This is a genomic window from Streptomyces malaysiensis subsp. malaysiensis, assembly GCF_040653035.1.
In the GTDB taxonomy this organism is placed as follows: domain Bacteria; phylum Actinomycetota; class Actinomycetes; order Streptomycetales; family Streptomycetaceae; genus Streptomyces; species Streptomyces malaysiensis.
Genome location: NZ_JBEZNG010000002.1, coordinates 226,274 through 249,939 on the forward strand (window position 1 = coordinate 226,274; position 23,666 = coordinate 249,939).

A 23,666-nucleotide genomic window follows, 5' to 3' on the forward strand; every position below is an offset into this window, starting at 1 on the left:
CGTTTACCATGTACACAAAGGCCAATAGGAGGCAACTTTGCCGTCCCGATAAGCGATAGTTATCGGGGCGGCAAATCCCTCTATTGGACCTCTGGAGAATGTGTGTGATCCACTCCATGAACAATCGCCGAACAGGGCTGATGGAGGAGATCCCACATGACAAGCACGGTCGCGCGAGGATTGGCAGCGGCATTGCGGCGCCACGGTGTGAGCGACGTGTTCGGACAGAGTCTGCCGTCGCTGTTCTTCCTGGCCACACCCGAAGAATCGATTCGACAGATCGTATACCGTACCGAAAACGCGGGCGGTGCGATGGCCGACGGTTACGCCCGGGTGTCGGGCAAGGTCGGCGTCGTGGCCGCTCAGAACGGCCCCGCCGCGACCCTGCTGGTGCCGCCTCTGGCCGAGGCGTTCAAAGCGTCGGTGCCGGTGATCGCCATCGTCCAGGAAGTCCCACAGGCGGCCCGGGACCGCAATGCCTTCCAGGAACTGGACCACGTCAAGCTCTTTGCCGCGTGCGCCAAGGCGATCCACCGCATTGACGATCCCGCCAGGGTCGACGATTACGTCGACGCGGCGGTCACCGAAGCGACCTCCGGCCGCCCGGGGCCCGTCGTACTGCTCGTCCCCAAGGATGTCCTGGCCGCCCCCCTGCCGGTCGCCTCTTCCCGTCGGGCCGGCTACGGTCACTTCCCCCTGGACCGGTACCTTCCGGGAGCTGAGCAGATCAAGCACGTCGCCGATCTGCTCGCTTCAGCCGAACGCCCGCTGGTGGTCGCCGGGGGCGGGGTTCACGTTTCCGGGGCCGCGCCCGAGCTTCACGACATGCAGCAACTCGCGGCGCTGCCGGTGGCGACGACGCCCATGGGCAAGGGGACGGTGGATGAGACCGATCCGCTCTCGGTAGGCGTGATCGGCTATGCCATGGGCGACTACGCGGCCACGCACTACGCCCGTCCACTGGTGGCGGACGCGGATGTGATCGTGTTCGTGGGCACACGAACCAACGAGAACGCCACAGACGCCTGGCGTCTGTTCCCGCCCACGGCGACCTACGTCCACATCGACATGGACCCGGTCGAGGTGGGACGCAACTACGAAGCCGTCCGCCTGGTCGGTGACGCCAAGCTCACCCTGCGGGCGATCGTGGATCAGCTGAAGTCCTCCCCGCTCGATACCCGTGAGGCCGCCCGTGATCAGGTGATCGCTCAGATCGCGCAGGCCAGGATCAAGCATGAGCGGCGCATCGGGCCCCGGGCGACGGCGGACGGCTCACCGATCCGGCCCGAGAGGATCATGAAGGAGCTCGACGCTCTGCTGACCCCGGACACCATCGTCGTGGCGGACGCGAGTTACAGCTCCATCTGGATGTCCAACTATCTGCGCGCCCAGCGCGGCGGCCAGCGATTTCTGTCCCCTCGAGGGCTCGCCGGGCTCGGCTGGGGACTCCCCATGGCCATTGGCGCCAAGGCGGCCGGCCCCAACAGCCCCGTGGTCGCCGTGGTCGGTGATGGCGGGTTCGCGCACTGCTGGTCCGAGCTGGAAACGGCCGTCAGGATGAACCTGCCCCTCACCGTCATCGTGCTGAACAATGCCATCCTCGGCTACCAGAAACACTCCGAGCTGCACCAGTTCGCCGAGCACACCACCGCCATCGACATCACCCGGATCGATCACGCCGCCATCGCCACCGCATGCGGCGCGCGAGGCGTCCGTGTCGACGTCGCGGACGACCTGGCCGGCGCGCTCCGTGACGCGATGGGCTCGTCCGCGGTCACCGTGATCGATGTGGTGACCGTCGCGGACGCCTTCCCACCGATCTCCGCTTGGGACGACGACCCCACCCTGTCGGAGTTGACGGCTGGAGTCGCCCTGTGAACGTGAAGACCTTCGCCGGTTCGGAAAAGTACATGCGGCGAGCCCATCAGGTCATCCCCAAGGGAGTGAATTCCTCCCGCCGGGCTGTGCTGCGACCCACCCCGCTGGCCTTCACCTCCGCACTGGGCAGCCGGATCACCGACGTCGACGGCAACGAGTACGTGGACTATGTCGCCGGGTACGGCCCGATGCTGCTCGGACACCAGCCGCCACGGGTGATCGAGGCCGTGCGCACGCAGCTCGCCGCGGGCGTCCTGTACGGCGGTCAGCACCAGGCGGAGGCGGAGCTGGCCGAGCGCATCGTCCGGATGGTGCCCGGCGCGGAGATGGTCCTGCTCAATGTGACGGGAAGCGAAGCCGTCCAGGCGGCGCTGCGGATGGCCCGCGCCGCGACAGGACGACGCAAGACCGTCAAGTTCGAGGGCCACTACCACGGCTGGATCGACCCCGTCACCGCCAACGGGCCGGGCAGCCCCGCCGGAACCGGCCCGGCACCGCGCCCGGCGATCGTCGCCGATCACCACCTCGTCGGGCCCGAGATTCTGATCTGCCCCTGGAACGATCCGGAGGCCCTTGCCGACCTGCTGGGGCGGCACGGTGCGGACGTCGCCGCGGTCATCATGGAGCCCGTCGCGGTCAACGGCGGCAACCTCTGGGCCGACGAGGGGTATCTGGCCACGGCCCGCCGCCTGTGCGACCAGCACGGCTGCCTGCTCGTCTTCGACGAGGTCGTCACCGGCTTCCGGCTGGCCCCCGGCGGCGCCCAGCAGCGCACCGGCGTGACCCCCGACCTCACCGTCCTCGCCAAAGCCCTCGGGGCAGGGTTCCCGATCAGCGCGGTGGCGGGACGTGCCGAGGTCATGCGCATCGCCGAGGAGATCGGGCACGCCGGAACCTACAACGGCAACGCGACATCAGTGGTCGCGGCCAATGCGGCTCTCGATGTCCTGGAGAGCGACCAGGACTCCCTCTACCCTCGCCTCGAACGCCTGACCAACGAGCTCGCCGACGGCATCGAGCGGCTCGCCGCCCGGCACGGAGCGCCGTTGCAGGCCCTGCGGGCCGGCGCCCTGATCCGTTTGCACTGGGGCGCTCCCACACCTGCGCGCACCTACGCGGACACGCTCGCCGGTCGTACCGAACCGCTCCGCCACCTCTCCGAACACCTCATCCGCAGCGGAGTCCACGCCCGCGACACCGGCCTGTGGTACGTCTCCGCGGCCCACACCGACGACGATGTGGACCGGACCCTGGCCGCCGTCGACCAAGCGCTGGCCGCGGCTTCCCGTCAGCCGGTCGGCAACACCGGCTAGGGCGGCGGAGGCCGGGGCGCGCAGATGGCCGTCGGCGTCACTCCGTGAGGACCGGGAAGCGGCGCGGCGCCAGGAACAGCAGGACCAGGAACGCCAGCGCCGCCGCGCACCCCGCGCCCAGATACACGGCGTGGACGGCGTCCGAGACGGCCCGCCGGACCCCCTCCGGCGAGGTCCCGGCATCGATCGCTCGCGTCACCGAATCGAGATCGCTCGCGCCGCCGAGCCGCGTCGCCAACACCCCGTTGACGATCGCACCGAAGACCGACGCGCCGACCGTCTGGCCGGTCTGGCGGCAGAAGAGGATGGAGGCGGTGGCCGTACCCCGTTTCGACCACCCCACCGTCGACTGGACACCGACCATGAGCGGGAGACTGAACAGGCCGAGCGCAGCGCCCAGCAGCAGCATCAGGGCCACCGGCTGCCAGACCTGGCCGGGGTAGGGCAGAAAGGGGAACGCGAACAGGATCAGCGCCGCCACGCCGATGCCGAGCATCCCGGTGTTGCGGATGCCGATGCGCCCGTAGACATGTCGGCTCAAGGCCGACGAGATCGGCCAGCTGAGCGTCCAGACGGACAGGACGAAACCGGCGGCCACCGGCCCCAGCCCCAGAACCGACTGAGCGTATGTCGGGAGGACCAGGCTGGGTGCCACCGTCACCAGGCCCAGCGCGCCAAGGGCCAGGTTGACGGCGGCGATCGTGCGGCTGCGCCACACCCAGCCGGGCATGATGGGCTCACGGGCCCGTCGTTCGACGACGACCACGAGCGCGGCCAGAGCGAGTCCGGTGGCGAACAGGGCGAGGGACGGGGCCGACCACCATGGCCAGGCCACCCCGCCCTGCACCAGCGCGGTGAGCAGCACGCCCCCGCAGGCGAACACCGCGAGCGCCCCCGCCCAGTCGACGCTCGGGCGGGCGGCCGACCGGCGGTCGGACTCGTGGAGGTGACGGACGATCAGCCATAGCGCCACCGAGCCGACCGGCAGGTTGACCAGGAAGATCCAGCGCCAGTCGGCATACGCGGCGAGGACGCCGCCGAGAGCCGGGCCGGCGATCGCCGACACGGCCCAGACCGTGGAAAGTCTGGCCTGGATCTTGGGGCGCTCCGCCAGGGGGTACAGGTCGGCGGCGAGTGTCTGGACCGTGCCCTGAAGGGCGCCGCCGCCAAGGCCCTGGACGACGCGGAAGGCGATCAGCGCCGCCATGTTCCAGGCACCGGCGCACAGCAGGGAGCCGAGCAGGAAGAGGGCCGCGCCCACGACGAGCACCGGTTTGCGGCCGAAGGTGTCCGACAGCTTGCCGTAGACGGGCAGGGAAACCGTGACGGCGAGCAGATAGCCGGAGAACAGCCACGAGAGGGCGGAGAAGCCGCCGAGGTCGCCGACGATCTGGGGAACGGCGGTGGAGACAATGGTGGAGTCGAGCGCCGCCAGCCCCATGGCCAGCATGAGCGCGGCGGCGACGGTGCCCCGCTTGCCCGGTGTGGTGGGCTTCATCTCCTTGTCGCGTATCGCGGGCTCGGTGCCGCCCGGTCCGGAATCCCTTCCCCTGCCGGGGGCAAGCGGTTTTGCCCCGGTGCGGGGATGTTCGCCTCCGTCGGCCGCCCTGGTCATCGCGAAGTGCCTCCTTCGTTGGCGGGGTCTTCGTCTCCATCGTTGAGTGCCCACACCAATTCAGAAAGAGAATCGGTCCAATAACGCTCATTGCTGTTCGTGATGAATCGGCCTAGCGTAGGGGGATGGTCCTTCCTCCGGAGCAGGTGCGGACGTTTCTCGCGGTGGCGCAGTCGTTGAGCTTCACCCAGGCCGCGGTGGCGCTCCGCCTCGGCCAGCCCACGGTGAGCCAGCACATTCGCAAGCTCGAGCAGGCCGTGGGCCGGCCGTTGCTGGTCCGGGACACCCGCAGCGTGACGCTGACCGTCGACGGGGAGGCGATGGTCGGCTTCGCCCGCTCCATCCTCGCCGCACACGCCCAGGCGGCGGACTATTTCACCGACGCCGGTGTGCGGGGCCGGTTGCGACTCGGAGTGACCGACGATCTCGCGCTGACCCAAGTGCCACGGATCCTGCGGGATTTCCGGCACCTCAACCCCGGGATCACATTGGACCTCACCGTCTCCCAGGGGGTGCAGCTGCAACGCCGAGTGGAATCCGGCCACATCGACGCCGCCTTCCTCAAGACCCCCGCCGGAGACGGGCGGGGCCGGCTGGTGCGCCGGGACCGGCTGGTCTGGGCAGCCGCCGAGGGCACCGGCCTCCAGTGGGATGAGGAACGACCGGTGCCGCTCATCGTGTACCAGGCACCCAGCCCGAGCAGGGCGCTGGCCGTGCGGGCGCTGGAGCAAGCGGGCATCAGACACCGAGTGGTCTGCACGGTGCGCGGGGTCAACGCCGTGCTCGCCGCCACCCGCGCCGGCCTCGGCCTCGCGATCTTCGCCCGCAGCCTGCTGCCCGGCGACCTCCTCGAGCTTCCCAGCAGCACCGGACTGCCCGAACTCGGCGAGATCGACCTCGTGCTGTTGACCAATCCACACGCCCCCGCCGAACCCGTGGAGGCATTGGCCACCGCCATCCTCGCGCACACCAACCGCATCCGACCCATCCACGGCACCCGTCACTGGCCGACCGAGCCGACACGTGCGAGAGTCCCCGGAACGCGCCCATAGAGGACCGCCGCACCATGCGGATCGCCTCCCTTATAGGGCCCGCGCACATGTCTCCTCCTGTCCCCCGTGCCTAACGTGTGCGCCAAGCGGGGCAGGGCAGTCCGGCCACAGCGCGGGAGGGGCCGGAACATAGGCCCAGCAGCCGAGCATGCGACCCATCACAGCCACATCCCGCCACCGCTACGGAGCAGCGCCGATGGAGACCATCAACGGCCGCCAGTTCGCAAACCGCCACGACCTCATGGAGCACACCGGCTACACCCGGGATCCGCTGTCCAGGATGTGGCGGGACCGGGAGGAGAACGGCCACCCGGCCCCGCGCATGATCAACGGCGTCATGCACTGGGACCTGAAGGTATGGAGCGCGTGGTTCGCCGAGCACAACCGACAGCGGCGTAACGACGCGGCTCGGCGCCGGGCGACCCGGGGCTCCGCGAAACTCGCAGCTCGGGGACGTGCGCAGCAAGGTCGGTGAAGGCGGTCGCGGCTCAGCAGTCGGCGGTCGCCGGCACGGCGATGGTCACCACGGCGGGCAGGTCCTCCGCCCGGAGCACACCGGTGGCGACGGCCGTCGGCGACCACACGAAGATCGCTCGAATGAGACCTGATCCGCTGGGACGACCGATGGGCGGTCCCGCGAGCTCATAGGGCTGGAGCGACCGCGAGCTTGTCGTGGCCGGCTCGGTCGTAGCCGGGGCTGTGCCAGATCCCCGCCGCACCACTCCACAGCGCTGTCATCGTTCGGCCATTGCCTAGACCAGTCAGACCACAGTATGGTCTGTGGCGTAACTGGTCTGCGAAAGTGTTGACCGAGAGGGAGTTCCTCCTGTGCGGGTGTCGCCGATCGTCTTCCCGGACCCAGAGGCCCTGGGGCGCAAGCTGGCCGCGGAGATCGCCGTGGAAATCGAGAATGCCGCGCGAGCGGGGCGGCCGTATGCGCTCGGGTGTCCGGGCGGTCGCACCGCCGCCAGCACCTACCGGGCGCTGGCGGACGAGGTGGCCGCGCGGGGGCTGGGTCTGGGGCATGTCGTCATCGTGATGATGGACGAGTACGTCGAGGCCACGCCGCTGGGTTCGCACGGCCGGGAGTACCGGGCGATCGACTCCGGACTGCCGCACAGCTGCCTTCGGTTCGGGCGTGAGGAGATCGTCGGGCGGTTGAACGCCGCGGCGGGGGCCGGTCGGGGGATCGCGCCGGAGCGGCTGTGGGGGCCGGATCCGGCCGATCCCGAGGCATACGACCGGCGGATCGCGGAGCTCGGCGGGATCGATCTGTTCCTGCTGGCCTCCGGGGCGGGTGATGGGCATATCGCCTTCAACCCGGTGGGCAGCCCGGCGGACTCGCGGACCAGAGTGGTCCAGCTGGGCGAACAGACCAGGACCGACAACCTGGCGACCTTCCCGACCTTCGGCGGACTGGACGACGTTCCCCGGTACGGGGTCACGGTCGGGATCGGCACCATCCGCGCACAGTCGAAGCGGGTGGTGATGGTGGCGCACGGCGGCGACAAGGGCAGGGCCGCGGGGCGGCTCACCCTGGCGGAGGGATACGAGGCCGACTGGCCTGCCACCGTCTTCGCCGAATGCGCGCGCCCGCGGCTCTACCTCGACCAGGCGGCGGTGACCGCCTCCGCGGCACTCACCTCGCCCTGAATCCGCGGTTCACATCGTCAATCCGAAACTGAATCACCAAAAGATCCTGGAGGATCGATGGCTCGCGTCAAGATTGCCTACCTCGGCGGTGGCTCCTCGCGTGGAGCGGGGACCATGGCCTCCTTCATGCACCACGGCAAGGAGTTCGACGGCTCGGAGTTCGTGCTGATCGACCTGGACCAGGACCGGCTCGATGTGGTCCGGACCCTCACCGAGAAGATGGCCCGCAACGCGGGCCTGGACATCACCATCAGCACCGCGACCGACCAGCGTGAGGGCCTGCGCGACGTCGACGCCGTGCTCAGCAGCTACCGTCCCGGCGGTTTCGAGGCCCGTGCGCTGGACGAGCGGATCCCGCTCAAGTACGGGGTCATCGGCCAGGAGACGCAGGGGCCGGGCGGCACGATGATGGCGTTGCGCTCGATCAACATCATCAAGGAGGTCTGCGCCGACCTCGCCGATGTCGCCCCCCGCGCCCGGATCTTCAACTACACCAACCCGGTCAACATCGTCTCCCAGGCGGTCTCCGACTACACCGACATCCCCATCGTCTCCTTCTGCGAAGGCCCGATCGTCTTCCCGCCCGTCGTCGCCAAGGCCGCCGGGCTCGACCCGGACAAGCTCAAGGCCAACCTCGTCGGCGTCAATCACAACTGCTGGTCCACCGAGGCGACCTATGACGGCCAGGACGCCTTCCCGATCCTGCGCGAGCGCTACGAGGCGCTGAAGGACCAGCCCACCGAGGACCGCAACGGCATGCGTGCGCTGCACCTGGCGGTGGCGATGGAGTCCATTCCCTCGGACTACTTCAACTACTACTACTTCAAGGACGAGATCCTGCGCGAGCGGCAGTTGGCCGCCAAGACCCGCTCCGAGGTCATCCTGGACTCGCTGCCCGACTACTGGGAGCACTACCGGGAGCAGGCCGCCTCCGACGCCCCGCAGCTGGAGAAGGACCGCTCACGCGGCGGCATCCACGAGCTGGAGCTGGCCATCGAGGCGATCAGCGCGTTCTACAACGACGCCCCGGCACGTCTCCCCTTCAACATCACCAACACCGGTGGCTGGCTGCCCGGATTCGAGGAGTCGACCGTCGTCGAGCTGTGGGGCACGGTGGACGGCAAGGGCTTCCACCCCGAGGAGCAGAAGCCGCTGCCGCACTCGGTGCGTGGCATCGTCCAGCAGCTGGCCGAGTACCAGATCCTCACCGCCAAGGCGGCCTGGGAGGGCACCGCCGCGGACGCCGTCCGTGCTCTGACGGCCAATCCGCTCGTGCCGTCGCTGCCGGTGGCCGAGGCGCTGTACGACGAGCTGGCCACGGCGCAGCGGGCCTGGCTGCCGGAGCGTCTGCTGCCGTGACGCGGGCTCAGACGGCACGTCCCGCGTCCGCGCTCTACCTGGGCGTGGACGCGGGCAACAGCAAGACCGCGGCCCTGGTGTCCACCGCCTCCGGTGAGGTGGTGGGCGCCGGGCGTTCGGGCTGCGGGGACATCTACGGGGCGGCGACCCCCGAGGCCGCCGTGTCCGAGGCGCTGGTGGCGGTGCGGGCTGCCCTGGCCCAGGCCGGGGCGGACATCCGGGCCGTCCGAAGCGCGGCCTTCCGGCTGGCCGGGGTCGACTGGCCCGAGGATCAAAGCTACTGGGACATGGCCCTGACGCGTCATTACCCCGCGGCTCTGACCAGCCGCAGCATCCTCAACGACGGCTATGCCGCCATCCGGTGCGGCGATCCCCGCGGTATCGGCATCTCGGTGACCGGCGGGACATCGGGGGCGATCGCCGCCCGCGGGCCCGACGGTGAGCTGTGGGACATGGGCTGGTGGGGTCAGTACCCCATGGGCGCCACGGGCCTGGCGAACGAGGCGTTCCGGGCGATCTTCCTGTCCGAGCTGGGGCTCCGGCCACCGACCGCCCTGACCGAAGCCCTGCTCGCGCACTTCGGGAAGCCCACCGTGGCGGCCCTGAACCACTGGCTCACCCGCCGCCAGGGCCGTGCCCCCGGCCGCGAGCGGAACAGCTGTGCGCGCGTGGTCGCGGCGGTGGCCGCGGCGGGTGATCCGGCGGCCGTGGAGATCGTCCGTGCCCAAGGACACCATCTGGCCCAGTACGCCGGGGTGGCCGCACGGCGAACCGGACTGGCGCAGGCCGGAGGGCCGGTGAGCGTCGTACTGTCGGGCTCGGTCCTGATGGCGGAGGGTTCCCCGGTCGCCGATGCGCTGTTCGCGGAGCTGCCCGCGCACGTGCCCGGAGCGGTGCTGCATCGCGGCTCCCTGCCACCGGTGGCCGGCGCGCTGCTGGACGCCCTCGCCGAAGGCGGGGTGACGTTGGCGGACCCGGTGGTGGCCGACGCCGTGCTGGAGAAGGTGACGGGGAGCCTGCCGCCCCGGGAGTTCCTGGCCACCTGAAGACGCGGCGCCCCGGCGTTCACCGCCGGGGTGGCGTCAGGGGCGCACCGGGCGGAACAGGTCGGCCTGGAAGCGGTAGGCATCGCTGCGGTAGACCATCCGGCCGGTCAGCACCAGGGAGCCGGTGTCGGTGTAGGTCAGCTCCTCGCCGATCAGCACCGGGTCGCCCGGTTCGATGTCCAGCAGTTCGGCGGTGTCCTTGTCGGCCGCTGCCGCGTGGACCGTGTAGGAACTGCGGGCGATACGCAGTCCGCAGTCCTGCTCCAGGGTCTCGTACAGTGAGCGGTCGGTGAGGTCGATCTCGGCCAGCTGGGGCGCGAGAGCCAGTACCACCACACTGGAGTCCACGCACACCGGCACGTCGTCCATACGGCGCAGCCGACGCAGTTCGAGGACCCGGGAGGCGGGAGCGACGGACAGCTGCTCGGCCTCTTCGAAGGTGGCCGGGCGGGCGCGTCGGCGCAGCACCTCGGACTGCGGGCGCAGCCCGCGGGCGCGCGCCATCTCGGAGAAGCTCTGTAGGGTGCTCGGCGGTTCGCCGACGACGTTGCGGCGGACGAACCAGCCGCGCTGCGAGGAGCGTTCCAGCTTGTTCTCCTCGGCGAGCCGACCCAGCGCCAGGCGCAGGGTGGAGCGGCTGACTCCGAGGTCCGTGGCGAGGTCCCGCTCCCCTGGCAATCGGCTTCCCGGTGCATAGACCCCGCGGCGCAACGCCTCGCTGAGTCGGCGGTAGGTCTGCGCAACGGCGGCCCCCGCCTTGGTGTCCTCGACGCTCGTCATGCCCATTACGTTACCAAGACTGGTCTGCCGAGTGGAGTAAACAAACCAGCTTCCTACATCTGGACTAAGTGGTCTGCTGCGCCTAGGCTCGCGAGCATCCGGACTTTCGGGACACCCCATCGAGGACAGGAGACACCGTGGTCTCGCACCGCAGAACTCGACGGATCGCCGGAGCGCTGACGCCTTTGGCGGCGGTCGGTCTGGTCGCCGGCTGCATGCCGGGCACCAACGGCAACAGTGCGGACAACTCCGCGAAACCAGGCGCGGTCGCCACCGATCCGGCCGCGATGGGCGAGGTCACGTTGCACATACTGGACTACTTCACCGGCGATCCTGACAACGCCTGGATGAAGGACGTCGTCAAGGCATTCGAGAAGAAGTACCCCAACATCACCATCGAGCGGAACTCGCTGCCCTGGGACCAGGTGATGGCCGCGCTGCCGCTCAAGCTGAAGTCCACCAACCCCCCGGACATCGCACCGGCCAACAACGGCTGGCAGTCGCTGGGAACCCTCGTGCGCGGCGGGCTGGTGCTCAATCTGGACAACTACGCCAAGGCTTACGGATGGAAGCGGTCCTTCCCGCGGTCCATCCTGGAGGAGCACGAGTTCAGCCTCGACGGCAAGCAGATGGGCACCGGCTCGCTGTTCGGCACCCCGGTCGCCCGCGCCTCGCTGATCGAGGTCTACTACAACCGGGCCCTGCTCAAGAAGATCGGCGCCAAGGTCCCGCACAGCTACGCCGAGTTCCAGGCCGCTCTCGCCAAGGCCAAGGCGGACGGCATCACGCCCGTCACAGTGGGCACCTCGGACCAGGTCAAGATCACTGTGCCGCTCTTCTCGCTGATGAACGCCTTCGGCGCACAGAGCAAGATCTCCGACTTCATCTACTCGCACGGCAAGGTGAAGATCACCCAGACCGGCTTCCCGCAGGCGGTATCCACCTTCAAGCAGTGGGCCGACAAGGGCTACCTGGTCAAGGACTACGCCGGGACCGACTCGGACGACGCCGCCCAGTCCTTCGTCAACGGCAAAGGGCTGTTCCATTTCAACTACTCGGGCTCGCTACCGTTCAAGCCGGGACAGTCCAAGGGGTTCGGTTCGTTCGTCCTGCCCCGTGCGGACGGCGGCAAGCCAGTGGCCACGGCCTCCTCCGCGACAAACTTCTCCATCGCCTCGAAGTCCAAGCACGCCGACGCCGCCGCGGCCTTCCTCGACTTCGCCGCCAGTGAGCAGGCGGCCAAGCTCGCCGTCCGGCACGAGACGATGCCGCTGCTGCACCCGGATGTGACGGCCCCCGCGGGGAATCCGCTGTTCAGCGACGATGTGGCCATCGCCGGGCAGATCTCGGCGGAGGGCACATCCGTGCCCTATCTGGACTGGACCACACCGACGATGCTGGACACCATCAACCGCGCCATGCAGAAGACGCTGGCCGGGAAGTCCACGCCAAAAGCGGTGGTCGACGCCGCCGACAAGGACGCCACCGCATTCGTGAAGAGCCTGGCGAGGTAGGCCATGGCCACACTCGACGAAAGCCGCGCCTCCCAGGCCGCCGCCGTGGCCGCGCCCGCCACCGCTACCGCGGGCGGCGAATCCGTCCATCCCCCGCGGCGCGCAAACCGCCCTCGGCGGTCCTCGCGCCGGCGCCGCCGCTGGCTGGGGCTGGCATACCTCGCCCCCGCACTGCTGATCTACGCATGCGTGGTGCTGCTACCGGCGGGGCAGGGGATGAATCTGTCCTTCTACCACTGGGACGGCGTCACGGCGGCCACCTGGGCCGGACTGGAGAACTACACCGACTTCTTCACCGATCCGACACTTCGTCAGGCGGTCGGCCACACCCTGTTCTTCATCGTCTTCTTCTCCCTCCTGCCGGTCGCCCTGGGGATGACGAGCGCGGCACTGACCGCACGCAAGGACACCCGCGGCGCCGGGGTCTACCGCTGGATCATCTTCCTTCCCCAGGTGCTCACCCCGGCCGTCGTCGCGGTGGTGTGGAAGCAGATCTACGCCCCGGACGGGCCCCTCAACAGCGTGCTCACCGCCTTCGGCCTGGGCGGGCTGACCCGTGGCTGGCTGGGCGACTTCACCTGGGCGCTGCCCGCCCTCGGCCTGGCCGGAACCTGGGGGGCGTTCGGCCTGTGCATGGTGCTGTTCGCCGCCGGAGCGCAGAACATCCCGAACGAGCTCTACGACGCCGCGCGCATGGACGGGGCGGGCCCGGTGCGGGAGTTCTTCACGGTGACCCTGCCGGGCCTGCGCGGACAGCTCGCCGTGGCGCTGACGCTCACCCTGCTCGGCGCGATCAGGGTCTTCGACATCGTCTGGCTCACCACCAAGGGTGGCCCGGGAACCTCCACCATCACCCCCACCGTGGTGCTCTACAAGCGGGCCTTCAGCAATCCGGACGTCGGCGCGGCCTGCGCCATCGGCGTGGTGCTGGCGGTGGTCGCGCTGATCGTGTCGCTGGCCGTGGTCAAGCTCTCCGAAAGTGACGACTGATGATCTCCACGCGGGAAAAGGTTTTCAACTACGCCTTTCTGACCCTGCTCGCCGCCGCGGTACTCTTCCCGGTGATCTGGACCCTGGGCGTCGCGGTGAGCCCCGAGATCACCGGGTCGCTGGACCTCGGTCATATACAGTGGTCCAACTTCACCGATGCCTGGCAGCAGGCCGGCCTCACGCAATATCTGAAGTCCAGCCTGATCATCACCGGTACGGCGGTGGCCATCTCGACCGCGCTGGCGATCCTCAGCGGCTACGCCTTCGGAGTGCTGGGCGTGGTGGGGGAAAAGCTGCTCTTTCCGCTGATGCTCTTCGGGATCATGATCCCCCTCGAGGCGATCGTCGTCCCGATGTACTACGACTTCCAGTGGCAGGGACTGACCGACACCTACCAGGGCATCATCCTCGCGCACGTGGGCACGGGAGTGAGCTTCGGCGCGTTCTGGATGCGCGCGGCCTTCCGCACGGTGCCTTCGAGCATCGGCGAGTCGGCTCAGGTGGACGGCGCCGGCACCTGGAGCGCGCTGTGGCGGATCTATCTGCCGATCTCCCGGCCCGCGATCGTCACCTTCGTCCTGCTCAACTTCATGTGGACCTGGAACGACTACTTCCTCTCCCTGATCCTGGTCTCCGATCCGGCTCACCAGCCGATGACCCTGGGCCTGGGCGCCTTCTCCGGCCGCTATCTGGTGCACGTCAACCTGCTCGCGGCGGCGGCGGTGCTGATCTCCGTCCCGGTCGTGGGTCTGTATGTGTTCTGCCAGCGGCAGTTCATCCGCGGCATGCTCTCCGGGGCGGTCAAGGGCTGAGGCACCAGCCTGTTATGAAACGCATGAAACATAGAGGAACTCACCTCTTTACCGCGAATGGTTGCTTGATGAATGGCTTTCAACGAGGAGGTGCCCTCGTGGCACAGGCGGAGCGGGCCCGCGAGGCGGTCGTCGAGGCGGCCCTCGCCAGGCTCGATCTGAGCGCCAAGACCCGGCTCCTGGCCGGACAGGACAGGTGGTCGCTGCCGGCACTCCCCCAGATCGGTCTGAAGTCCCTGGTCATGTCCGACGGCCCGATCGGTGTGCGCGGTGTGCGCTGGACCGCCGACGACCCGTCGATCGCCCTGCCGTCCCCGACCGCGCTGGCCGCGACCTGGGACCAGGACCTGGCCCACCGCGCCGGTACCCTGCTCGCCCAGGAAGCCCGCCGCAAGGGCGTGCACGTCCTGCTCGCCCCCACCGTCAACCTGCACCGCTCCCCGCTCGGCGGCCGCCACTTCGAGGCATACAGCGAGGACCCGTATCTGACCGGCGTCATCGGCGCCGGCTATGTGAACGGCGTCCAGTCCGGCGGCGTCGGCACCACGGCCAAACACTTCGTCGCCAACGACGCCGAAACCGACCGCTTCACCGTGAACAACCTGGTCTCCGCGCGCGCCCTGCGCGAGCTCTACCTGGCCCCCTTCGAATTCATCGTCGAGAACGCCCACCCCTGGGGAATCATGACCGCCTACAACGCGGTGGGCGGCACGACGATGACCGAGCACCACCACCTGGTGAACGAGATCCTGCGCGGCGAGTGGGGCTTCGACGAGTTCAACGTCTCGGACTGGACCGCGGCCCGGTCGATGAAGGGCGCCATCGAGGGCGGGCTCGACGTCGCCATGCCCGGCCCGACGACGGTCTACGGCGACGCACTCGCCCAGGCGGTGCGGGAGGGCCGGGTCGAGGAGGCCAGAGTCGACACCGCCGTACGCAACGTGCTGCGGCTCGCCGCCCGCGTCGGCGTTCTGGAGGGCGCGGCGCCCGCCGTCACCGACCTGCCGGACCTCATCGACGGCGAGGATCTGGCCCGCGAGATCGCCCGCCGCTCCTTCGTCCTGCTCCGCAACGAGCGCGAAGCCCTGCCCCTGAAGCCCGGAACGGTGGCGCTGATCGGTGCCGCCGCCCGCGACGCGCGCGTCCTCGGCGGCGGCTCCGCCACCGTCTTCCCCTCCCGGATCGTCTCCCCGCTCGACGGCCTCACCACCGCACTCCCCGAGGGCACCCTCAGCTACGCCGTCGGCGCCGACCCCAGCACCGAACTCGCCACCGCCCGCCAGGACTTCGAACTCAGCGCCGTGTGCCGGGACATCGACGGCACCGTCATCGGCACCTGCCGCGTCCCCGACGGGCAGATCCACTGGTCCGGTGTGGAGCTCCCCGAGGGGGTCACCATCCAGCGCCTCCGCACCATCGAGCTCACCGGCACCTTCACCCCGCGCGAGACCGGACGGCACACCTTCGGCATCAAGGGCATCGGCGCGTACCGGCTCGGCATCGACGGCACGACGTACTACGACGACGTCCAGCTCCTCGACCACGACGACCCCTTCTCGGGGCTCTTCGACGCCCCGGTGCCCCGTGCCGAGGCCGAACTCACCACCGGCGAACCCGTCGAGGTCTCCCTCATCCACCACGTCACGGTTTCCGAGGACGAGGCCCTCATGAAGGACATCACCTTCGCCCTCGCCCACCAGGGACCGCGGCGCGACCCCGATGAGCTGATCGCCGAGGCCGTCGAGGCCGCCCGCGCCGCCGACACCGCCGTGGTCGTCGTCGCCACCACCGACCGGGTCGAGTCGGAAGGCTTCGACCGCACCGATCTGCGCCTTCCCGGCCGCCAGGACGACCTGGTCCACGCCGTCGCCGCCGCCAACCCCCGCACCGTCGTGATCGTCAACTCCGGCTCCCCCGTGGAGCTCCCGTGGCGGGACGAGGTCGCCGCCGTGCTGCTGAGCTGGTTCCCCGGCCAGGAGGCCGGCGCGGCCCTCGCCGACGTACTCACCGGCGCCCATGAACCCGGCGGCCGACTTCCCACCACCTGGGGCGCCCTCACCGCTGCCCCGGTCACTCAAGTGGTCCCGAAGGGCGGTGAACTTCCCTACGCCGAAGGCGTGTTCATCGGCTACCGCGCCTGGGAGAAGGAGGGCCGCACCCCGGCCTACCCCTTCGGACACGGCCTCGGCTACACCGACTGGACCTACGAGTCCGTCGAATCCGACGGCACAACGGCTACCGTCCATCTCCGCAACACCGGCGAGCGCGCGGGCCGCGAGGTCGTCCAGGTCTACCTCTCCCCCGACGAGCCGGGCGCCGAGCGTCCCGCCCGCTGGCTGGCGGCTTTCGCCATTGTCGAGGCCGGCCCCGGCGAGAGCGCGGAGGCCACCGTCGGCCTTCCTCAGCGCGCCTTCGAGATTTGGGACGAGAAGACCGACGCATGGTCCTTCGTGGGCGGCTCGTACGAGATCGAGGTGGGCCGCTCGATAACGGATCGCCGCGTCAGGACAACCATCCGTATATGACCCGGAGCCGCCGCGGCGTCGGTCGCACGCTGGGAGGGATTCGCGGTCTTTCGTCGGGCTCTTCCGTTGCACCGTCCATGTAAGGTTTCCGTTGTGGAATTGCGGCGACTGGAGTATTTCCTGGTGCTCGCGCGCGTGCTCCATTTTGGTCGGGCGGCCGAGGAACTGCATATTTCGCAGCCGGGCTTGTCGCAGCAGATCAAGGTCCTGGAGCGTGAGCTCGGTACACCACTGATCCACCGAAGCACCAAGGCGATCACCCTCACCACGGCCGGCGAAGTGTTGCGCGAGCGTGGTGAACGGGTGCTTGCCGAGGCCAGACTGTGTGTCGAACAGGTGCGGGCGGCGGCGGAGCAGCCCGCCGGGGTGCTGCGGGTGGCCTACACCCGCTCCGGTGCCGATCTGGACATGCACGAGTTCGTTGAACGGTTCCGCATGCGCTACCCCGCGGTGCGGCTGTCCCTGTCCACCGCGTGGACGAGCCGGAACCTCGAACTGCTCGAAGCGGGCGAGGTGGACGTGGCGTTCGTGCGCTCGACGGTGCGCCACCGGGCACTGGAGTCGCTGGTCGTCGCCACGGAGGAACTGGTGGTGGCGATGGCTGACAACCACCCGCTGGCGGCCCGGGAGCGTGTCTCGTCCGACGACGTGATCGACCTGCCGCTGGTCCACTGGCCCAGAGCGCAGGGTCCGGGGTATCACGACGAGATCCGGCGGCAGATCTGGGGCGACCGCCCCCAGCGGGTGGTCCTGGAACAGCCCGATGCCGAGCACATCCTGCGTGAGGTCGCGGGCCGTGCCGGCATCGCCGTCCTGGACGAGCACCGGGCCCGGAAGCTCTGCCCGCCCGGGGTACGCATGCGACGATTCGTCGACCCCGTCCCGACCACCACGCTGGTGATGGCCTGGCAGCCGCATGCCGCGCAGGCGCCGGTGGACCGCTTTATCCAGCTGTGCCGGGAGCACCTGAGCCCCCGGGGGCGGTGAAGGCCGCGGCGGTGAGCTCGCGGAGCAGACAGCTCCGCCGCCGCTTACGACATCGTCGTCGGAGCAAGGCGATAACGGATGCTTATCGCGCCGAGCTAAATCTCTATTAGACCACTCACCCCCGGCCGTGCTGAACTCACCGCACCTTCGGTGAAGCGATGGAGGGGTGAAGGTGGGAAACACGGTCGCCGAAAGTTCGGCGAAGACATTGCGCCGGCACGGAGCGCGTGACGCATTCGGGCAAAGGCTGCCCTCATCGCTTTCACGGCGGCCCCGGCGCAGTCGATACGACAGGTCGTCCACCGTGCGGAAAATGCCGACGGTGAGATGGCCGACGACTACGCCGGGATGACCGGCAGCGTCGCGGCGGCCCGGAACGTCGCCGCTGCGGCCGCGCGCCGATGAGGATGTGGCCCGCAGGCCGGCGTCATCTCGTCGGCCCGCCGGTCCGTCCTGGCCACGCGATGACTTCATGGGTGCCCGTGAGGCGCGTTTCCTGGCGAACGGCTCCGGCGTGACGGCACCCCGTCCCGGCTGTGCGGACCGACCACGACTTCGGACGCCGGGCATCCGAACCCTCTGCGCCGACTCGGCGCGCGCCACGTACCAGCGCCTGGCCTCGCCGACCGGCACGAAGAAGATCGGGCGTCCCCGGCCACCTCCTCATCCCCGTCTCGGGCCACGACTGACAGGACTCAGCGTATGAGAACGACACCGCACCAGAGAACAACGGCAACCGGCCGCGACGTTCGCCAGGCACCGGCCGGGGCGCCCGGACATCGCTTCGGACGCGGCTTGTGGAGTATGGCTCTCACCGAACTGTGGGAGCGCTACTCGTTCTACGGTCTCCAGGGCATCCTCTCCTTCTACCTGCTCTACGAGACCACGGACGGCGGTCTCGCCCTGGACCCGGCCGTCGCGGCGGGCATCGTCGGCGCCTACGGGGGAGCCGTATACCTGTCCCAGATCCTCGGCGCCTGGATGGGAGACCGGCTCGTCAGCCCGCGGAACATGGTGTTGTACGGCGCCGCCGTCATCACCGCCGGGCATGTGATACTCGCCTTCGCGCCCGGGATCACCGGGCTGGGCGTGGGACTGCTGTGCATCGTCCTGGGCACCGGTGCGCTGAAGACGAACATCACCTCGATCGTCGGCTTCGTCCTGGATCAGGACCAGGACGAGCGCCACCGGGACGCCGGCTTCTCCTACTTCTACATGGCCATCAACATCGGTGCGGTGGCCGGACCGCTCACCAGCGGCCTCATCCAGAACGAACTCGGCTTCCACTACGGGTTCGGGCTGGCGGCGATCGGCATGGGCGCCGCCCTCGTCCAGTACCTCGCCTCGATGAAACACCTGCCCGAGCGCGCCCGGACCGTCGACAACCCGCTCCCCGCCAAGCATCGCCCGCTCGTCGTACTGGCCGCCATCGCCCTCCTCGCCGCCGTCGGAGCGGCCGTCGCCACCCGCCTGCTCCGGGCGGAGAACCTGTCCACCGTGGTGACCGTCGCCGCCCTGGTGACCGCCGCCGCCTACTTCCTCACCATGACCACCTCCCCGGCCGTCAGCGGCGACGAACGTCGGCGTGTGCTCGGCTACCTTCCGCTCTTCCTGGCGTCCGGGGTGTACTTCGGCTTCCTTTTCCAGAAGTTCACCGCGATCTCGATCCTCATCACCGAACGCATCGATCTGCACATCGGGGGATGGAAATTCCCCGTGGCCTGGATCACGACCGTCAGCCCGCTGGCGCTCGTCCTCATCATCCCGCTCGTCGCCCGGATGTGGAGCACCCTGGGGGAGCGCCAACCCGGGCCGGTGACCAAGGTCGCCATCGGACTGACCCAGATCGGCTGCGCCTATCTGTTCCTGCTCCTCATCTCCGAAGCCACCGGGCACGCCGATATCCCGCTGCTCCTGATCCTCGTGTTCATGATGGCGGCCGGTTCCTCCGAGGTCTTCGTCGGCCCGATCGGGCTCTCCCTGGCCACGAGGATCGGCCCTCGGAAGTTCCGGTCCCAGATGGTCGGGCTGAACTTCCTCACCCTCGCTCTGGGCTCCTCCCTGGCAGGTCTGCTCGGTCAGTTGTTCACCGTGATCGACAACACCTCCTATCTCGCCATCACCGCCATGTGCGGCATCGGTATCGGCCTGGCCCTGTTCGCCGCGCGCAGGCCGGTGCAACGGCTCCTGGAGACGGGATCCGAGCACTGACCGGAGCCACCAGGTGAGTTCCACGCGCCGGGGGCGCCGCCACGGCGCGCGCTCCCGGTGCCCCGCCGTCGGCACCCCGCTTGTGCAACCAAGTCACGCATCACATACGAGGCTGTTCAGCGGACCTTCACTTGCCGGGGTGGGGTGACTCACCCGCGGTACTGAGGCTTGCGGCACGACCGGCGGTGCCCCGCCGCCCAGAACCCGTAAGGACCACCCTCATGTCACGTCCCCTGCGCCCTTCCGCACTCGCCGCGGCCACCCTGCTGCCGCTGGTACTGACCGCCTGCGGCAGCAGCGCCGCCGGTGACTCCTCCTCCAGCAGAGCGAACCCCGGCACTCTGACGATGGCGATCATTCCCTCTGAGGACGCGAGCTCGACGGCCCAGCACTACAAGCCGCTCGTCAAGCTGATCGAAGACGAGACCGGCAAGAAGGTCGTGCTCCAGAAGGCGACGAACTACGCCGCCGTGATCGAGGCCCAGCGCGCGCACAAAGCCCAGATCGCGGTGTACGGCCCGCTGTCGTATGTGGTCGCCAAGAAGAGCGGTGTGGGTGTGGAGCCGATCGCCCGTCAGCTCCTCACCAAGGGCGGCACCCCCGGCTACTGGTCGTACGGCATCACCCGCGGCGGGAACAAGGACATCAGCGGTCTGTCCGACTTCAAGGGCCACAAGGTGTGCTTCGTCGACGAGAACTCAACGTCCGGCTATCTGTACCCGCGCGCGGGGCTGAAGAAGGCCGGGCTGAAGGTCGGCTCGTACACCAAGGTGATGGCGGGCGGCCACGACGCGTCCGCGCTCTCGGTGGCCCACGGGGACTGCGACGCGGGCTTCGCGGACAACACCATGGTCGACAAGCTGCTGATCCAGAAGGGCAAGCTGAAGAAGGGCGACCTGAAGGTGGTGTGGAGGTCACCGCTCATCCCCAGCTCCCCGGTCGGGGTCTCCACCGACCTCAGCGGCAAACTGCGCCGCCAGCTCACCGACGTCTTCACCAAGAAGGCCAACGCCGACTATCTGAAGTCCAAGGGGTACTGCGAGGGCGACGGCTGCTTCATCTACGGCTACTGGGGTTACGTCCCGGCCAAGGACTCCGACTACAAGACTGTCCGCGACGTATGCGCCACCACCGGTGACCCGCAGTGCAAGGCCGGCTCGTGACGGCCCTCGACACCCGGGCCGAGACTCCGGCCGGGGCGGACCATGCCCGGCCGGTGATCCGGCTGACCGGGCTCACCAAGCGGTTCGGCCGCGGCCCCGACGTCCGGACCGCCCTCGACGAGGTCTCCTTCGATGTCACGGGCGGCGAGGTGGTCGCGCTCCTTGGCCTGTCCGGCTCCGGGAAGTCCACCCTCCTCGCCCAGCTCAACGGCTTGCAGCGGCCCACCTCCGGCACCGGCACCGTGCTCGGCACCGACCTGGCCCGCACCGGGGACGCGGGACTGCGGGAGCTGCGCCGCCGTATCGGGTTCGTCTTCCAGCAGTTCCACCTGGTGGGCCGGCTCACGGTCCTGGAGAACGTCTGCACCGGAGCGCTCGGTTCGCTGCGCGGCCCCCGCCTGGGCCTGTTCACCTACCCCCGTGCGATTCGCGAGCGCGCCCTGGACGGGCTGGGGCGGGTCGGCCTCACCGAACACGCCTTCCAGCGGGCCGACACCCTCTCCGGCGGCCAGCAGCAGCGCGTCGCCGTGGCCAGATCCCTGATGCAGCGTCCCGAACTGCTGCTCGCGGACGAACCCGTGGCCTCGCTCGATCCCGAGTCCTCCGCCCAGATCATGCGGCTGCTCAAGGACATCGCCGACCAGGGCCGGCTCACCGTCCTGTGCAGCCTGCACCAGGTGGATCTGGCCCTGAACTGGGCCGACCGCGTCATCGGGCTGCGCCAGGGCCGGGTGGTGATGGACCTCACCACCCGTGACATCGACCGCGCCGAGGTCATGCGGCTGTACACCGAAGTCGGCGCGGATCCCGCACCCCTCCCCATGACGGTCGCCTCACCCACGGAAACGGGGTGAGGCGTGTCCGCCCTTGACCAGCGCCCCCCGCTCACCCCCACGGCCACCTCCGGCGCGACCGCCGCTCGGCGGACCCTGGCCCGCCCGGGTGTCCCGGGAATGGCGGCCGGGCTCGCCCTGCTGATCTGCCTGTCCGGCGGCATCTGGGCCTTCATCGGCCTGCGTCTGAACATCGCCACCCTCGTCGACAGCGCGGGCAACGCCGTCGATTTCTCCAGCCGGATGCTGCCCCTGGACTTCCCACCCGCGCCGGAACTGCTCGGCCTGCTCTGGCAGACCCTGGCCGTCGTCATCACGGGCACCGCCCTCTCGGTCGTGCTGAGCGTGCCGGTGGCTCTCCTGGCCGCCCGTAACACCACGCTGGGCGCGCCCTGTCGGGTGGTGGCGCGCGCGGTGATCGTGCTGTGCCGCGCCGTACCCGATGTCGTCTTCGCCATCGCCGCCTTCCGGGTGTTCGGCCTGGGCGGCATGACCGGCGTCGTGGCCCTGGGCATGCACTCCGTCGGCATGGTCGGAAAGCTCACCGCGGACGCCGTCGAGCAGATCGACGAGGGCCCGCGCACCGCGCTCAGGGCGGCGGGTGCCGGCCGTCTCCAGCAGATCACCGGTGCCGTACTCCCCCAAGTGCTGCCCTCCCTGGTCGCCACCGCCCTCCACCGCCTCGACATCAACCTGCGCGTTTCCGTGGTGCTCGGTTTCGTCGGCGTCGGCGGCATCGGCTACAGCCTCGCCACCGCCGTCAACCGGCTCGACTACCAGCGGGCCATGGCCCTCGCGCTCGTGGTGCTGCTGACGTGTTTCGCGTTCGAGTCGGTCTCCGGCGCCGTCCGGCGCACCCTGCTGCCGCAGGTGACCACCCGCTCCCGCCGCCCGCGGTGGCGCGGCCGGGCGGCCCGGAACGCCACGGCGGCGGCCCTACCGCCGGCCGTGGCCCGCGCGCCCGGACCGGCCGTGGCCCGCGCGCCCGGACGCCCCCCGTCCCGCACCGCCGTCACCAGCGGCGGCGGCACTGCCCCCGCCCGCCCGCGGACCAGCCCGCCGTGGAACGGAGCACGGGTGCGCCGTACGGTCTGGCTGGTCCTGGCCCTGGCCCTCGTCGTGGTCTCCGCGGTGCGGTCCGGCGTCTCCTGGCAAGCCCTGACCCGCGCCGCCGACTCCTTCCTGCCCACCCTCGGCGACTTCCTGCCGCCCGGCACCGCCGGAACCGGCGGCACACTCCTGGACGACCTGTGGGTCACGTTGCAGATCTCGCTCGCCGGCACGCTGATCGGTCTGGTACCCGCCGTGCTGCTGGGCGTGCTGGCGGCGGGGAACGTGGTGGGATCGCCACGGGTGGCACGGTTCTTCAGGACGGTGATCCTGTGCGTGCGGGGCGTTCCGGAACTCATCCTGGCCATCGTCCTCGTCGTGGTCACCGGCCTCGGCCCGGTGGCCGGGGCACTGGCCCTGGGCATCGGCTCGATCGGGCTGCTCGGCAAGCTGGTGGCCGACTCCCTGGAGGAAGTGGAGCCAGGACCCGTCCGAGCCCTGCTGGCCACCGGCGCCCGGCGCCGCCAGGTCTTCTTCGCAAGCGTCCTGCCGCGTGCCTGGCCCGCCGTGGTCGGCCATGTGCTGTATCAGCTCGATGTCAACATCCGCTCGGCCACGCTGCTCGGCATCGTGGGCGCGGGCGGCATCGGCTACGACCTCCTCAACGCCGCCCGGGTCCTGGAGTTCGGCGTGGTGACCACCGTGGTGCTGATGGTTCTGGCCGTGGTGCTGCTGGTGGAGGGTCTCGCGGTATGGGTACGGAAGGTATACGCCTGACGTGGCGCCTTGAGGCCCGTAGAGGTCCGTGCCGACCCGAACACGGCCCGCTCTGTCCGAGACAGAGCGGGCCGTCGTCGCTTTTCCCACCCGGCCGCGCCACCGGAT

At 69.6% G+C, this 23,666-nt stretch carries 18 protein-coding genes; 16 read left to right on the plus strand and 2 right to left on the minus strand.

Annotation, left to right across the window (positions count from 1 at the left end; all coding sequences use genetic code 11):
• The first annotated feature begins 156 nt into the window (after positions 1-156).
• Complete coding sequence (locus AB0E24_RS05215; protein WP_359374974.1) at positions 157-1,878, plus strand: acetolactate synthase catalytic subunit; 1,722 nt, start codon at positions 157-159, stop codon at positions 1,876-1,878.
• Positions 1,875-3,191 (plus strand): aspartate aminotransferase family protein, encoded by a 1,317-nt coding sequence (locus AB0E24_RS05220; RefSeq protein WP_359374975.1) that lies wholly within the window; start codon positions 1,875-1,877, stop codon positions 3,189-3,191. Before AB0E24_RS05215 ends, AB0E24_RS05220 begins: the two co-directional genes overlap by 4 nt.
• Before the next feature lie 37 nt (positions 3,192-3,228).
• Here AB0E24_RS05220 and AB0E24_RS05225 read toward each other — a convergent pair whose 3' ends face one another.
• Positions 3,229-4,689 (minus strand): MFS transporter, encoded by a 1,461-nt coding sequence (locus AB0E24_RS05225; RefSeq protein WP_359374976.1) that lies wholly within the window; start codon positions 4,687-4,689, stop codon positions 3,229-3,231.
• A 242-nt stretch (positions 4,690-4,931) separates the two neighbouring features.
• Between AB0E24_RS05225 and AB0E24_RS05230 the strand changes: the two genes are divergently transcribed.
• The 5 genes from AB0E24_RS05230 to AB0E24_RS05250 all read left to right on the plus strand — a co-directional run bounded on the left by AB0E24_RS05230 (position 4,932) and on the right by AB0E24_RS05250 (position 9,916).
• Complete coding sequence (locus AB0E24_RS05230) at positions 4,932-5,858, plus strand: LysR substrate-binding domain-containing protein (RefSeq protein WP_359374977.1); 927 nt, start codon at positions 4,932-4,934, stop codon at positions 5,856-5,858.
• Between the two features lie 196 nt (positions 5,859-6,054).
• The gene (locus AB0E24_RS05235; RefSeq protein WP_069869448.1) at positions 6,055-6,333 is read left to right on the plus strand and encodes a hypothetical protein; all 279 of its coding nucleotides are present in this window, start codon (positions 6,055-6,057) and stop codon (positions 6,331-6,333) included.
• A 353-nt stretch (positions 6,334-6,686) separates the two neighbouring features.
• Positions 6,687-7,511: a 6-phosphogluconolactonase gene (locus tag AB0E24_RS05240; protein WP_359374978.1), complete on the plus strand. Its 825-nt coding sequence runs from the start codon at positions 6,687-6,689 to the stop codon at positions 7,509-7,511.
• Positions 7,512-7,568: 57 nt separating this feature from the next.
• A complete protein-coding gene (locus AB0E24_RS05245; RefSeq protein WP_359374979.1) occupies positions 7,569-8,870 on the plus strand; it encodes a family 4 glycosyl hydrolase in 1,302 nt (433 codons plus the stop codon).
• Positions 8,867-9,916, plus strand: coding sequence for a BadF/BadG/BcrA/BcrD ATPase family protein (locus AB0E24_RS05250; protein ID WP_174882953.1), 1,050 nt, complete (start codon positions 8,867-8,869; stop codon positions 9,914-9,916). Before AB0E24_RS05245 ends, AB0E24_RS05250 begins: the two co-directional genes overlap by 4 nt.
• Before the next feature lie 36 nt (positions 9,917-9,952).
• On the opposite strand, the gene AB0E24_RS05255 is transcribed toward AB0E24_RS05250, so the two are convergent.
• Complete coding sequence (locus AB0E24_RS05255; RefSeq protein WP_079255845.1) at positions 9,953-10,696, minus strand: GntR family transcriptional regulator; 744 nt, start codon at positions 10,694-10,696, stop codon at positions 9,953-9,955.
• 137 nt (positions 10,697-10,833) lie between these two features.
• Here AB0E24_RS05255 and AB0E24_RS05260 point away from each other — a divergent pair, with 137 nt between their 5' ends.
• From AB0E24_RS05260 to phnE, 9 genes are all read left to right on the plus strand, one after another.
• Entirely contained in the window at positions 10,834-12,210 is a 1,377-nt protein-coding gene (locus tag AB0E24_RS05260) for an ABC transporter substrate-binding protein (RefSeq protein WP_359374980.1), read from the plus strand.
• A 3-nt stretch (positions 12,211-12,213) separates the two neighbouring features.
• Positions 12,214-13,200, plus strand: coding sequence for a carbohydrate ABC transporter permease (locus AB0E24_RS05265; protein WP_079153466.1), 987 nt, complete (start codon positions 12,214-12,216; stop codon positions 13,198-13,200).
• Positions 13,200-14,012 carry a carbohydrate ABC transporter permease gene (locus AB0E24_RS05270; protein ID WP_069869443.1) on the plus strand — a complete coding sequence of 271 codons (813 nt, stop codon included), beginning with the start codon at positions 13,200-13,202 and terminating at the stop codon, positions 14,010-14,012. The genes AB0E24_RS05265 and AB0E24_RS05270 overlap by 1 nt, the downstream gene beginning before the upstream one ends.
• A 98-nt stretch (positions 14,013-14,110) precedes the next feature.
• Positions 14,111-16,537 carry a beta-glucosidase H gene (locus AB0E24_RS05275; RefSeq protein ID WP_359374981.1) on the plus strand — a complete coding sequence of 809 codons (2,427 nt, stop codon included), beginning with the start codon at positions 14,111-14,113 and terminating at the stop codon, positions 16,535-16,537.
• 93 nt (positions 16,538-16,630) lie between these two features.
• Positions 16,631-17,524 carry a LysR family transcriptional regulator gene (locus AB0E24_RS05280; RefSeq protein ID WP_206331099.1) on the plus strand — a complete coding sequence of 298 codons (894 nt, stop codon included), beginning with the start codon at positions 16,631-16,633 and terminating at the stop codon, positions 17,522-17,524.
• A gap of 702 nt (positions 17,525-18,226) precedes the next feature.
• Positions 18,227-19,735, plus strand: coding sequence for a peptide MFS transporter (locus tag AB0E24_RS05285; protein WP_359374982.1), 1,509 nt, complete (start codon positions 18,227-18,229; stop codon positions 19,733-19,735).
• Between the two features lie 221 nt (positions 19,736-19,956).
• On the plus strand, positions 19,957-20,898 hold the full coding sequence (locus AB0E24_RS05290) for a phosphate/phosphite/phosphonate ABC transporter substrate-binding protein (RefSeq protein WP_359374983.1): 942 nt from the start codon (positions 19,957-19,959) through the stop codon (positions 20,896-20,898).
• Positions 20,895-21,752, plus strand: a complete 858-nt coding sequence (gene phnC, locus AB0E24_RS05295; RefSeq protein ID WP_147965964.1) for a phosphonate ABC transporter ATP-binding protein — start codon at positions 20,895-20,897, stop codon at positions 21,750-21,752. Before AB0E24_RS05290 ends, phnC begins: the two co-directional genes overlap by 4 nt.
• A 3-nt stretch (positions 21,753-21,755) precedes the next feature.
• Entirely contained in the window at positions 21,756-23,558 is a 1,803-nt protein-coding gene (gene phnE, locus AB0E24_RS05300) for a phosphonate ABC transporter, permease protein PhnE (protein WP_246623010.1), read from the plus strand.
• Positions 23,559-23,666: the final 108 nt, after the last annotated feature.

Bases quoted from the DNA above. Each gene is read 5' to 3' on its own strand.
- AB0E24_RS05215 (WP_359374974.1), top strand. From the start codon at position 157: ATGACAAGCACGGTCGCGCGAGGATTGGCAGCGGCATTGCGGCGCCAC.
- AB0E24_RS05225 (WP_359374976.1), bottom strand. From the start codon at position 4,689: ATGAAGCCCACCACACCGGGCAAGCGGGGCACCGTCGCCGCCGCGCTC.
- AB0E24_RS05230 (WP_359374977.1), top strand. From the start codon at position 4,932: ATGGTCCTTCCTCCGGAGCAGGTGCGGACGTTTCTCGCGGTGGCGCAG.
- AB0E24_RS05235 (WP_069869448.1), top strand. From the start codon at position 6,055: ATGGAGACCATCAACGGCCGCCAGTTCGCAAACCGCCACGACCTCATG.
- AB0E24_RS05245 (WP_359374979.1), top strand. From the start codon at position 7,569: ATGGCTCGCGTCAAGATTGCCTACCTCGGCGGTGGCTCCTCGCGTGGA.
- AB0E24_RS05255 (WP_079255845.1), bottom strand. From the start codon at position 10,696: ATGACGAGCGTCGAGGACACCAAGGCGGGGGCCGCCGTTGCGCAGACC.
- AB0E24_RS05265 (WP_079153466.1), top strand. From the start codon at position 12,214: ATGGCCACACTCGACGAAAGCCGCGCCTCCCAGGCCGCCGCCGTGGCC.
- AB0E24_RS05270 (WP_069869443.1), top strand. From the start codon at position 13,200: ATGATCTCCACGCGGGAAAAGGTTTTCAACTACGCCTTTCTGACCCTG.
- AB0E24_RS05285 (WP_359374982.1), top strand. From the start codon at position 18,227: ATGAGAACGACACCGCACCAGAGAACAACGGCAACCGGCCGCGACGTT.
- AB0E24_RS05290 (WP_359374983.1), top strand. From the start codon at position 19,957: ATGTCACGTCCCCTGCGCCCTTCCGCACTCGCCGCGGCCACCCTGCTG.